This window comes from Kamptonema formosum PCC 6407 (assembly GCF_000332155.1).
Classification (GTDB): Bacteria; Cyanobacteriota; Cyanobacteriia; order Cyanobacteriales; family Microcoleaceae; genus Kamptonema; species Kamptonema formosum.
On the sequence record NZ_KB235898.1, the window covers coordinates 612,375 to 624,440 of the forward strand.

Annotated in this window: 10 protein-coding genes; 8 read left to right on the forward strand and 2 right to left on the reverse strand. The window is 41.8% G+C overall.

Features of this window, described 5'->3' with window-relative positions:
* Nucleotides 1–179: 179 nt before the first annotated feature.
* Complete coding sequence (gene pruA / locus OSCIL6407_RS0102740; protein WP_007354627.1) at nt 180–3,152, reverse strand: L-glutamate gamma-semialdehyde dehydrogenase; 2,973 nt, start codon at nt 3,150–3,152, stop codon at nt 180–182.
* A 436-nt stretch (nt 3,153–3,588) separates the two neighbouring features.
* On the opposite strand from pruA, the gene OSCIL6407_RS0102745 reads away from it, so the two are divergent.
* The 4 genes from OSCIL6407_RS0102745 to OSCIL6407_RS0102760 all read left to right on the forward strand — a co-directional run bounded on the left by OSCIL6407_RS0102745 (nt 3,589) and on the right by OSCIL6407_RS0102760 (nt 6,575).
* Complete coding sequence (locus OSCIL6407_RS0102745) at nt 3,589–3,936, forward strand: DUF433 domain-containing protein (RefSeq protein ID WP_007354628.1); 348 nt, start codon at nt 3,589–3,591, stop codon at nt 3,934–3,936.
* 3 nt (nt 3,937–3,939) lie between these two features.
* The gene (locus OSCIL6407_RS0102750; RefSeq protein WP_007354629.1) at nt 3,940–4,281 is read left to right on the forward strand and encodes a DUF5615 family PIN-like protein; all 342 of its coding nucleotides are present in this window, start codon (nt 3,940–3,942) and stop codon (nt 4,279–4,281) included.
* Between the two features lie 591 nt (nt 4,282–4,872).
* The gene (locus tag OSCIL6407_RS30210) at nt 4,873–6,285 is read left to right on the forward strand and encodes an SDR family NAD(P)-dependent oxidoreductase (protein WP_456077477.1); all 1,413 of its coding nucleotides are present in this window, start codon (nt 4,873–4,875) and stop codon (nt 6,283–6,285) included.
* On the forward strand, nt 6,285–6,575 hold the full coding sequence (locus OSCIL6407_RS0102760; RefSeq protein WP_007354631.1) for an antibiotic biosynthesis monooxygenase family protein: 291 nt from the start codon (nt 6,285–6,287) through the stop codon (nt 6,573–6,575). Before OSCIL6407_RS30210 ends, OSCIL6407_RS0102760 begins: the two co-directional genes overlap by 1 nt.
* Before the next feature lie 119 nt (nt 6,576–6,694).
* Here the strand turns inward: OSCIL6407_RS0102760 and OSCIL6407_RS0102765 are convergent, their stop codons facing one another.
* Nucleotides 6,695–7,333 carry a hypothetical protein gene (locus tag OSCIL6407_RS0102765; protein ID WP_007354632.1) on the reverse strand — a complete coding sequence of 213 codons (639 nt, stop codon included), beginning with the start codon at nt 7,331–7,333 and terminating at the stop codon, nt 6,695–6,697.
* Nucleotides 7,334–7,440: 107 nt separating this feature from the next.
* On the opposite strand from OSCIL6407_RS0102765, the gene OSCIL6407_RS0102770 reads away from it, so the two are divergent.
* The 4 genes from OSCIL6407_RS0102770 (at nt 7,441) to OSCIL6407_RS0102785 (ending at nt 12,053) form a co-directional block, all read left to right on the forward strand.
* Nucleotides 7,441–8,490 carry a molybdopterin-dependent oxidoreductase gene (locus OSCIL6407_RS0102770; RefSeq protein WP_007354634.1) on the forward strand — a complete coding sequence of 350 codons (1,050 nt, stop codon included), beginning with the start codon at nt 7,441–7,443 and terminating at the stop codon, nt 8,488–8,490.
* A gap of 58 nt (nt 8,491–8,548) precedes the next feature.
* Nucleotides 8,549–10,072, forward strand: a complete 1,524-nt coding sequence (locus tag OSCIL6407_RS0102775) for an adenylate/guanylate cyclase domain-containing protein (protein ID WP_026103636.1) — start codon at nt 8,549–8,551, stop codon at nt 10,070–10,072.
* 257 nt (nt 10,073–10,329) lie between these two features.
* Nucleotides 10,330–11,610 carry an AAA family ATPase gene (locus OSCIL6407_RS0102780; protein ID WP_007354636.1) on the forward strand — a complete coding sequence of 427 codons (1,281 nt, stop codon included), beginning with the start codon at nt 10,330–10,332 and terminating at the stop codon, nt 11,608–11,610.
* A gap of 8 nt (nt 11,611–11,618) precedes the next feature.
* A complete protein-coding gene (locus OSCIL6407_RS0102785) occupies nt 11,619–12,053 on the forward strand; it encodes a hypothetical protein (RefSeq protein ID WP_026103637.1) in 435 nt (144 codons plus the stop codon).
* The last annotated feature ends 13 nt before the right edge of the window (nt 12,054–12,066 follow it).

A 12,066-nucleotide genomic window follows, 5' to 3' on the forward strand; every position in this document is an offset into this window, starting at 1 on the left:
TCATTTTAGGCTGGGATGGTATGGGGTGAAACCAGGAAAAATTTTAGAATTTTAATAATAATTAATACTAAAATCGGGAAAATTAGCTATATTGTAAAGTTATATTAAAAAATGAAGATAAATGTAACGGCAGTCAAAGGCAGGCAAGATGCCTGCCTCACAATGTTTATTGGAGGTACCTAATCAACTCCCTCTATGGGTGCAAATCCTTGGCGCTGGATATTTTCTGTGATAGTGCGGGGTTCGAGAAATTGCAGTAAATAATCGGGGCCACCTGCTTTAGAACCCACTCCTGAAAGCTTAAACCCACCAAAGGGTTGCCGGGATACAATTGCACCAGTAATTCCCCGATTTATATACAGGTTGCCGACTTCAAAATCTGCTTTTGCCTGTTCAATATGGGAAGGGGTGCGAGAATATAATCCGCCGGTTAAAGCGAAGTTTGTACTGTTAGCAATTGCTAGTGCTTCGCTGAAGTTTTTCGCCCGAATTACGGATAATACTGGGCCAAATATTTCTTCTTGGGCAATTGTTGCTGTGGGGGATACTTCGCTAAAGATTACTGGGCCGATAAAATAACCATTATCGGGTGCGGGCATCTCTAAAGCAACTTTCGCTTCGGCGCGGCCTTTTTCGATGTATTCGCGAATGCGATCGCGTGCGTTAGCATCAATTACAGGGCCAACTTGGGTACTGGGAATTTCAGCGGGGCCAATGTTAAGCGATCGCGCAGCTTCTACTAACCGCGTCACAAAAGTATTATACACCGATTCCACCACAATTACTCGCGAACAAGCGGAACATTTTTGGCCGCTGTAACCAAAAGCAGAATGCACAACACCTGCAACTGCTTGATCTAAATCGGCACTTTCATCGACGACGATCCCATTTTTTCCACCCATTTCTGCGATTACTCGCTTCAGGTGTTTTTGTCCCGGTTGTAGAATCGCAGCGTCGGCATAAATGCGACAACCGACTTCTTGAGAACCAGTAAAAGTAATCATCTGAACGTCGGGATGTTTCACCATATAAGCACCTACCGACGAACCCCGACAAGGGACATATTGAAATACGCCTTGAGGCACACCTGCATCAACCAAAATTTCAGCTATTTTGGCAGCAATTACTGATGAAACTTCCGCTGGTTTGAGCAAAGTACAATTACCAGCAACCAGAGATGCTACTGTCATCCCCACAGGAATTGCGAGGGGGAAATTCCAAGGAGAAATTATTAAGGAAATCCCGCGCGGTTGATATTGGTAGCGGTTAGTTTCTCCCGCAACGTCGTAATTTTTACCATCTTCTAACCGTTCCATTTCATCGGCATAGTAGCGGCAAAAATCTATAGCTTCTGAAACTTCACCGTCGCATTCTCGCAAGGGTTTACCAACTTCAAACACCATCCAACCTGATAACTGATGTCGGCGCTGTTCCATTAATTCAGCGGCTTTTCGCAATACACCTGCACGCTGTCTAACTGGTGTTTTCCGCCAACTGGGGAAAGCATCTTTTGCTGATTTTAGTGCTTGTTTTGCTTGTTCCTCGGAAAGCAATCCGATTTTACCAATAACTTCACTGGGATTAGAAGGATTGACAGAATTAACTGTTTCTGTTGTTGTCTGATATTCGCCATTAATCAAAGGAAGATAGGTTTTACCTAACTGTTGTCGCACTGATTCCATAGCTTTTTGTCCTGCTTCCCGTAATTTTTCATCAGCATAATCAGTATCGGCGACATTGGGGAAAACTCGATCGTAAACTAAGGCATCTTTCCCGTTAGCAACTGGTGCGGCTAATAATTCTTCAATTGGTCTATCTTCTGAACTTTGGCGCAGGAATGAACTGTTAGCTGTATTCTCTAACAAACGGCGAATTAAATAAGACATTCCCGGTAGTAAATCGCCGTAAGGACAATAAACTCGCACTCGATAGCCGCGTTCGACTAATATCTTCGCTAACTTATCTCCCATGCCGTATAAAACCTGCATTTCAAAGCGGCGGCGGGGGATATTTAGGGTTTCCGCAATAGCAATTGCTCTTGCTTGCGATCGCACGTTGTGACTGCCGATTGCTGCATACAAATATTCGTGATTTTCCAGCAATATTTGCGTCATCCGCTCGAAGTTTGCGTCAGTAGCAGCTTTATCATTATAGACTGGTTGCGGCCAATCTTTCTGCATTGCTAAGATAGTTTCCTGATCCCAGTAAGCGCCTTTAACTAACCGCACAGTTAGGGGAAATCCGCGCAATTTTGCCCAAGAAATTAGGTCAGTTAAATCATCTTCACTATCGCGCAGATAAGCTTGCATAGTCACGCCAATATCTGTGCGACTGCGAAATTCTTCTTCTAACAATAGCTGTTTGAGGATGCTTAAAGTTATGTCTTTATAAGCATATTGTTCCATGTCGAAATGAACGGCAGCGCCCAATTCTTGAGCGCGACGGAGTAAAATGCGAATGCGATCGCTTACTTTTTCTTGACTTCCTTTAGCATCCAGGGGGTCAAACTGAGAATAAAATGCCGTTAACTTAACAGAAACCTGAACTCGCGGCAAAGTTTCACCATCAGCTTGATCGATCGCATCTACAGGCGACCAATTCTTAGCTGCATTGGTCAATTCTGCCATTAATTCTAAGTAGCGATCTAGATAAGATTGTGCTTCAGCTTCAGTAATTACTGCTTCCCCTAAAAGGTCAACTGTGAAAGCCATTTTATCCTTTCGCAGTCGTTCTAGAGTTTTGATAATTTGCTTGATATTTTCCCCAGCAATATATTTGTGCGCTAGGGTTTCTACAGCAGGTGCAACTGTTGTCGCGGCGAGTTGTCCGGGAACAGAATCTGCATTCGCAAAATTGAGCAATTTTTTAAGTGCTTCTGGCAATTCTACCTCTTCTGCTGTTAGGTATTCTTGCAAGTGACGGGCAATTTCTGGTTTGCTACGGAGTGCAGGCAAACAATCAATAAATCGGAATAATTGCACTCGCAGGCCGGGACTGGCCATCGCCCAATCTAGTAATTTATCATCCCAGCGCATTTGGTCTTGTAATTGGCCAAAAAAGGAGCGCTTTTTTTCTTGGGTAGCACTCAGGAGTTGTTTGGCGATTTCCTGAGTTTTCGTTTCGTAGGTGCTATCGGATACTTGTACAACCACAGCTTTCTGGAGGAATTAATGATGGGAATTGGGAGTTGGGTAAAGTTTTGTCTGGCTTAGTACCCATTGCTCGACTATTTTAATTATACCAGCAATAAGGTAAAATCGATCTTGGTAGGAGAGGATAAACTAATGCGCTGGATTAGGTGATGTCGCGATCGCTCTTGTTAATGGTTTCGGGGTAGTAGTGCAAAAGTAGTGAAGCAATCTCAAGCTTTGATTTTTCGCCCTCAGTGCGTTAGTCTTGTTTAAGTTGGTTTTGGGCGCGATCGCTATTACAATAATTATGCTTGCCTATAGTATCTTCAATAGTAGGCAAGTTTTTATGGAATGCGTTTCTTTGGAGGAAGTTAAGCAGGTTGACTTGGAGAGGTGAATTAGCTATAATTATAATAGAGTAAACAATATTACTTTCGTATCAATGAGATAGTAAACAATGACAATAACCGAATTGAAAATCGATCTTGCTGCCTTAACGATCGCAGATAAAGCCGCAGCTATAGAATTTTTACTTCAAAGCGTAAGCAGCGGCTCGCTAGGCATAAAAAAAACTCCTGGCGTTTGCGGTGGTGATGCTTGTATTGGCAATACTCGCATACCCGTTTGGTCGCTGATAAATTATCGTCGTTTAGGTGGTTCGGATGCCATTATCCTAGAAGCATTCCCACATCTGACTGCTGCTGATTTGGTAAATGCGTGGGCTTATGCTGATGCTTATCCAGATGAAATTGAACAAGCAATTAGAGAAAATGATGAAGTTATGCAAGAAAATGAGGAAGTTTGAAAAGTGGCACGTCTTTACACCGATGAAAATTTCCCCCTGCAAGTTGTAGCTTTCCTGCGCGTTTTGGGTCACGATGTATTAACAGTACAGGAAGCCGGCAAAGCAAACCAGGGGATTCCTGACGAAGAAGTGTTAGCTTTTGCTGTTAGTATTGAGCGAACGGTTTTGACGGGAAATCGTCGCGATTATATGAAACTGCATCGCTCGCACCCCAACCATACTGGTATCATTGTTTGCACGGAAGAGTTAAATTTTCAGAGGTTAGCGACGCGAATTAATGAGGCTATTTCTGCGGAAGAAATATTGACGGGGAAATTGATTCGAGTCAACCGTCCACCGCAGTAAAAAAAGCCGATTGCTTTTTCCCATTCTAAAAATCTTATAATTAAATTCTCTATTTATCCTAAAATTAGGTAAAACCCATTTGGGTAGCTGAGGATAAATTAATGCGCTGGATTCGGTATGTCGCGATCGCTCTTGTTAATGGTTTCGGGGTAGTAGTGCAAAAGTAGTGAAGCAATCTCAAGCTTTGATTTTTCGCCCTCAGTGCGTTAGTCCTGTTTAAGTTGGTTTTGGGTGCGATCGCTATTACAATAATTATACTTGCCTATTGTAGCGTTCCATCGGGGGCAAGTTTTTCGGGAATGCGTTTCTTTGCTGATGTATAAAAATTTAAGTTATTATTGCTCTTGTAGTCTACCAAAACTTTAGGGAAGATTATCTACCCTACCAAAGAAACCGGGTTTTTTTACGAAAATACTTCGTTGTTACCTACAGATTCTCTCAAAAACCCGGTTTCTAGGCCCAGGAATGTAAGTCCTGACTTTAATAAAATTTCGCTCTCTTTTTTCCATTACTATCTAAAGACGAGGGTAAAAATTAGCGAGCAAGTTGAAGGCATTTTTTTGATAAGATGTTAATTAACATTCAACACTTGTGGTAACGGATAATCCTGACAGGAAAAATATGAATCAGGTTAAGAATCAGAAAGTCTGCATCGTCACGGGTGGAAACTCTGGAATAGGTCTGATGACTGCTGTAGGTCTAGCAAAATTGGGAAATCGCGTATTTATTGGCTGTCGTTCCATTGCCAAAGCCACAATTGCTGTCGATTATATCCGTCAGAAAAGTGGAAATCCCCAGGTTGAATTTCTCCCTTTAGATTTATCTTCTCTTGACTCGGTACGCAGATTTGTCGATCTATTTTTGTCAAAGCAGCTTCCTCTTCAGATATTAGTCAATAATGCGGGTATTTTCAACAATTCTGGGACAACAAAAGAAGGTTTTGAAATGATTTGGGGAACTAACTATCTCGGTCATTTTTTGTTAACTTACTTATTGCTGGAAAACCTCAAAAATTCAGCCACCAGTAGAATTGTGATGGTGGCTTCTGACTTAGCCTTGCGACCAACTGCAATTAATTGGGACTCTTTAGTTAAAAAAACTCCATTAAATTTTCTTCAACTTTATGCTGTTTCTAAGCTATGTTTATTATTATTAACTGCGGAATTAGGGCGGCGGTTAAGCGATACCAATGTGAGCGTTAATGCAGTGCATCCGGGGTTTGTGCAGTCTAATATTACCTTCGGACACCGATTGAGTCGGTATTTGGGTTTAGGTGTTTCGCTTAAAGATGGTGCTGCGGGTGTAATCTTAACTGCAATAGATCCCATTTTTGAGGGTGTAAGCGGTAGATTTTACGATCGCAAAGGTAAGGAAATTATGCTTCCCGATCTTGCTAAAGATACTGAATTGGCTAAAGAACTATGGGAACGTAGTTTACTGTGGACGGGTGGCAATTCACAGGAAAATAAAGTTTCAAGAGTAAGAGAAAATGACTCTAATATTAGCTTACCATATTCTCTGGCTTTGAATCAAGTAGAAATTGCCGAGATTGCCAAAATAACATTACAAAATATTTTGCCAAAACCACCAAAAAAGTTATTGATAGTTAGCTTTTTTCGTTTGCTGTTTAAATTAGAGTTTGGTTCTTTATTGTTGCTATTAATCCAAACTATTAAAAAGGAATTTCACATGGAAAGGCATCTGGACTCGCCTGCAATTTTGGCATTGTGTCAAGACACAATATTGCTACAAAAGTTGAAAGAATATTTAGGTGAAGAGTTAATTTTATGGCGTTCTGAAATTTGGGCAAATTATCCGTCTCAGCAGTTAATTCCTTTTTGGCATCGCGATTCTTATCCAAAGCTTTTAGAAGGTGTGGGTAAAACTGTTAACTGTTTGTTATACCAATTACGTATTGCAGCTATATTGACGGTACTTTTACCGACGAGACGGCGGCGTTACAGATTTGGCCTCACTCCTGCAAAAATTTACTGTTTAGGCTGATGATCTTAGAAGTGGCAATTCTCGATGTGAAACCTAGTTTAACCGCTGAATTTGAAATAGCTTTCAAAACAGCTTCAGAAATCATTTCTTCTATGCCAGGGTATATTTCTCTCGAACTTCAACGCTGCATAGAAGATACAAACCGCTATATTCTACTGGTGCAATGGCAGAGTTTAGAAGATCATACTATTGGATTTCGACAATCACCAAAGTATGAAGAATGGCGGGCTTTATTACATCATTTTTACGATCCATTTCCCACCGTCCAACATTATCAATTAGTAATGTAGCTAAGCTTTGTGGACAACATTAAACGTAGGGTGGGCGGAAGCCAAAAACGATCTATATCTATGGATCGCAAACTTTTTGCGGCTTGCGCCCACCTTGCAATTACAATTAACAAATTCAATTACTTGACTTCAACTTTAACAGCATAATTTGATTGATTTGGAGCCGAAATCTCAATAGTATGATCGCCGCTATTGGATAGTTTACCTTGCCATTGAACAGTACCGAAAGCAGTGCCAAGTTTTGCACCATCAGGAGCGATAATATCTACACTAACAGCTCCTTCTTCAATCTTTACTGTCATCTCCTGATTGCTGCTGCAATTAAGAGTGTAACGTTTTAATTGATTTGCTTGTAAAGTGTCGCGAACAGTTGTACCTGTAGCGCCAGTTTCAAAGCTAACGCGCTCAGTTGTAGCTAAAGTTGGAGAAGGAGAGGGTGTGGGAGAGATTGAGGGGAGTTTGGGAATATTTGTCAGGGAAGTTTGAGAAGGCTGAGTTAGAGGTGTTGGTGATGCTACAAGTGGTTGCGATCGCGTATTTGGTGGTGGTGGCGGAATAGTAAATTGTTGTGCAGAGGAAGCAGGCTTTACCGCAGTTGAATTTGCAGATGGTAGCTGAATTTCTACCTCATTTTTTGATAACTGCACTTGTTTCCACGCTAGCTCACCACCCAAAGCTAGCACTGCTCCCACGAGAGTACCACTCAGAAAAATTCCGCAATTTTTCCAAAATTGAGTTTTCGGCTGTTGGTCGCTCATACTTTAGGAGGAGAAGGAGAAAGTGAAGGAGAAAATAAAACTATTATTCTAGAGAGTGGAAACAATGAAAGTAAAATCATGTTTAATCCCTAGATGGGGACTAGAAAATGCCGAATTTATTTATTTTTAATCCTACCTTCCGAGTTGCCTCATTTCTCACCCTATTGGCGATTTTGCTTCCCGGATGCAGTCAGCGGCCAAAGGAGGCTAAGTTGGCTCAATGGCGGGCCGAAGCGATCGCTAATAACAATGCTATGGTTGCACAGCAGGCAAAGACTACCAAGGTAAAGGAGTGGGAGTTCTTTGTTAGCGGACAAATTGCCAAAGGTACTCAGAGATTCAGTTGGAGTGAATTGGAAGCGCTGGCAACTTCTCGCGTTAACACCACTTCGCCTCACAATAGCAAAAACCTGAATGCCATTCTCTATTTTCGAGGGATTGTGGTTTCGCAATTGCTCGATCGCTTGGGGGTCAAACCAGAGGCCACCAATGTCACATTTTTGGGGTATGACGGTTTTCGCTCAACAGTCAGCATCAAGGATTTACGCCGCTATCCAATTATCCTAGCAGTGGAGCGTGACGGCCGACCAATTCCTCGTAGTGAAGGGGGCCCTTTATCTCTGGTGTTTCCTCAAAGCGAATACCCGCAGTTACATGAGGTGTATGCGGAGAGATTTTGGGCATTTTATGTCACTCACGCGATCGTTGGCAATGAACCCGCACAAATACGCATTGGCAACCGCATCCTTGACAGCAATGCTCTCGATCGACTGCCGCAAATTACTATTGAGGAGGCTGTTGGCTACCGCCAAGGGTGGCCCATAGGCAAGGTTAAGCTGCACGGGGTGCGGGTGCGGGATGTTCTCACTGCGGGGAATGTCGCGATCGCCAATCGTGATGCAGTTATTGTTAAGGGTAAGTCTGCGGTATCCCGCGATCCCAAAAATCCCATCCGCTTGCGATCGGCTGATGTTCGTGACTGCGATATCCTGCTAGTAACGCGATGGGGTGACAGCTACCAACCAATCTCGTCACGACTTGGAGGCCCCGTTACTCTGGCAATTCCTGCAAGTTGCTACAGCGGTGGCGGTTTTCAAACCCCCATCGATGACGATCGCCGTTGGCTAACTTTTGTTGAAGAACTTGATGTTGAATAATTGTTAACTGTTAACTGTTAACTGTTAACTGTTAACTATTAATCAATAATAACTAAAAATGAAAATAACGTTATTTCACTCTATCCACACTCGAATTATGACAGCAACAACGCTGTTGATTGTTTCGATTGTCGGGGCGGTGGTGTGGTTCTCTGCGGTGAGTGAGGGCGATCGCTACCGGGAACAAAAGTTAGTTTCGGCGCATTCCCTGGCTGTAGCACTCGCCAATTTATCTACAAAGGAACTCGTAGTACAAAATTGGAGTACAATCCGCCTGAATCTAGATTTGCTACTGAAAAGAAATCCTGATTTTGTCTATATTTTAGTCTCAGACGATCGCGCTTCTAATCAAATTGTCGCTTCATCACCGATTGAGTTTCAAGAACAGTACATACCCGATGTCGTGCCGCTAGCCGTGACACAGGTAGCTTTAAAGCAGTACAGCAAGCGATCGACTCGATTGGCGGGATCGGCCTCAATGAGGGATGCAGGCATCTTTTCCAAAGCAGGAAGCCTCGGTGTGGAGACATTTGTGCTGCGGGATATAGAGTTTCCCACAGGTACTTTGAGGGCGGCGCGGGGCGATCGCGTCATCGAAGTGGCGGCGGAGATTAGCACTGCTTCTGGAGATAAAATCGGTACTTTTCGCATCGGTATTTCCCTTAAACCCCTTGAGAGTGCCGTGAATGAGGCGATCGAGCGGGCCTTAGCAATTGGGGCCTTTGCCCTCAGTTTTGGTCTGGCGGGGGCATATATATTAGCAAGGCAGCTCAGCCAGCCCGTGCAGCGCTTGCAAACGAGTGCTGCTAAAATTGCGGCGGGGGATTGGTATCATCGCGCTGAAATTAATCTTAGTGATGAAATTGGCGCTTTAGCATCTTCTTTTAATGAGATGTCGATCGCCTTGCAAAAGTCGTTTAGCAGGTTAGAAAGAACAGTAGCATCGTTTGAGCGGTTTGTGCCCAATAAATTTTTAAGCGCGATCGCCTCTGAGGGTATTGAAAATATCCAAGTTGGTACCGCCTCGAAGCGGACAATCACGATTTTATTTGCTGATATTAAAGGCTATACGTCAATGTCGGAACAGTTAACGCCGATGGAGACTTTTATATTTTTAAATGATTATTTAGCTTGTATGGGATTAGCGATCGAGGAAGCTGGGGGTTTCATCGACAAGTATATCGGCGATGCGATTATGGCGCTCTTTGAAGATGAGGCGACTGACGGCGTGCTAGAAGCAGCCGCAGCCATGCGAAAAAACCTCGCAGAGTTCAATCAAGGGCGATCGCGCAAAAATCTACCGACGATCGACATTGGGATTGGCATTCATCGAGGGGAAGTGGTGATGGGTACGGTAGGTTTTACTTCGCGGATGGATTCAACAGTGATCGGCGATGCGGTAAATGTCGCGTCGCGAGTTGAAGGTTTGACTAGACATTACAATTGTGCGGTGTTGGTAACAGAGTCTATCGTCAGTGCGATCCGACATCCAGAGGCTTTTAGGTTGCAATTGGTAGATCACTCTGTGAAGGTGAGAGGGAAAGATGAAGCGATCGCTATTTATCAACTTCTAGTTTCTTGAGTAGGACTTATAGGACTTACGCTCATGGTTCCAGAAACCGGGTTTTTGAGATAATCTGTCGGTCATAACGAAGTATTTTCGTAAAAAAACCCGGTTTCTTTGGTTGGGTGCGTAAGTCCTGACAATGACAGATCGCAAGTAATTTGCCGGACATAATATGAGTGGGAGATAATTTATTGGCAGCGATCGCCTTCCCTGAATGTAAAAGTTTTATGTTAAAATATGATATAATCCCTTACCATGCTTGAGTTAAAATTATGACTGAAAAATTAATAATTAGAAACTTTGCTGGCATCAAGGATTTAGAGATTGAAGTCAAGCGAATAAATATACTTATTGGCCCTCAAGCCAGTGGTAAAAGTGTTTGCGCCAAACTTCTATTTTATTTTAAGAACTTCGTCTGGGAAGTTTTATCTGTTGTCGAGAATGAGCTGACAAAACGTAATCTGGATTTAAACTATTCCAAGAAATTTGAGGAGTATTTTCCTCAAGATTGTTGGGGAAAACAAGATTTTTTTATAAGGTATGAAATTTCCAATGTTTTTATAGAAATTAGAAGACAAGATACCAAAGGTAGGATTTCCCTCAGTTATTCAGAATTATTAAAAAAAGAACTGACAGACCTACGCAATTTAATGAAAAAATTAAGAGAGGCAAGCTCTGAAAAAAATACTCAATATGTTAATCTTGATAAGTTATCTTTAAGCAGACTAATTTTAAGAGATAACTTGGTAGAATCTCTAAGCAGATCTATCTGTCGAGAGGCAGCCTTTAATCAGCTTTTTATTCCTGCTGGTCGCTCCTTTTTTGCTAATCTTCAGAGCAATATTTTTTCCTTTCTGTCAAACAATAATACTTTAGATCCATTTCTAAGATCATTTGGCTCAATATACGAAACTATAAAAAATTTAGGTATACAATATCGCATTAATGATAAATATACGAAAGATATCCAAGAGGAAATAAACAGGTTAATAGAGAAGTCTCTATGCGGTAAGCATATACATGAAAAAGGCAAAGATTTTCTGGAGGCTGCTGATGGAAGACGCATTAGTGTTGCGAACTCATCTTCCGGTCAACAGGAAACATTGCCTCTGACAATTATACTAGCTGCACTACCTTTTCTAGCTTCCTCTGGTGGCGGGCAAACAGTGTATATTGAGGAGCCAGAAGCGCATTTATTTCCAAGCGCACAGCGTAATATTATCGAATTGATCGCTACTGTATTTAATTCTCGGAAAGAGCGACTTCAATTCTTCATAACTACCCATAGTCCCTATGTCTTGACAGCACTTAATAATCTACTTCAGGCTGGGCTTCTTTATCAAGAGTCCAGCGAAGATATACAACATCAACTAGAAGAGATTGTATCTAGATACAAATCATTAGATGTTTCCGATCTCTCAGCCTATGTTTTGACCGATGGAAAATGTAGTAGTATTGTGTGTCCTGATACTGGGTTAATAGATGCACGAGTGATTGATTCTGTTTCTGATGAACTAGCTATTGAATTTGATAAACTCCTAAACTTAGTTTGAATCGTAATATGAAAAGTCTTCCCGAATGTGAGGAATATAGATCCGACAAAAAAATTGTCTTGCAGGAGAATAAAAGTAAAATAACCTTCCTCAACCTGAATCAAGACCCAATATTAATAATTAAGGTTGATGGCTGCGTTATCAGCGACAATGAGACTTTACGTTGCGACTACGCACTTATTCCTTATGATACAGTAGAAATATATGTGGAGTTGAAGGGAAGCGATACTTCACAAGCTGTTAAACAATTAGAATCAACAATTAGATTACTCTCGAAAAATCCCCAAAAAATAAAGAAGCTATGTTTTGTTGTGTCTACACGAGTACCCCAACAAGCAACAACTATACAACAGCTACAAATTCAGTTTAAGAAAAAATTTAATGCTAGTTTCCGAATCAAGAATATTCAAGATGAGTATGATTTAAGTACCTGTATAACCTAAATTTCTGGAATTT

Excerpts from the sequence above, each read along its gene's own strand:
- OSCIL6407_RS0102770 (WP_007354634.1), top strand. The coding sequence starts at position 7,441 with ATGCCGAATTTATTTATTTTTAATCCTACCTTCCGAGTTGCCTCATTT.
- OSCIL6407_RS0102760 (WP_007354631.1), top strand. The coding sequence starts at position 6,285 with ATGATCTTAGAAGTGGCAATTCTCGATGTGAAACCTAGTTTAACCGCT.
- OSCIL6407_RS0102785 (WP_026103637.1), top strand. The coding sequence starts at position 11,619 with ATGAAAAGTCTTCCCGAATGTGAGGAATATAGATCCGACAAAAAAATT.
- OSCIL6407_RS0102745 (WP_007354628.1), top strand. The coding sequence starts at position 3,589 with ATGACAATAACCGAATTGAAAATCGATCTTGCTGCCTTAACGATCGCA.
- OSCIL6407_RS0102765 (WP_007354632.1), bottom strand. The coding sequence starts at position 7,333 with ATGAGCGACCAACAGCCGAAAACTCAATTTTGGAAAAATTGCGGAATT.
- OSCIL6407_RS0102775 (WP_026103636.1), top strand. The coding sequence starts at position 8,549 with ATGAAAATAACGTTATTTCACTCTATCCACACTCGAATTATGACAGCA.
- OSCIL6407_RS0102780 (WP_007354636.1), top strand. The coding sequence starts at position 10,330 with ATGACTGAAAAATTAATAATTAGAAACTTTGCTGGCATCAAGGATTTA.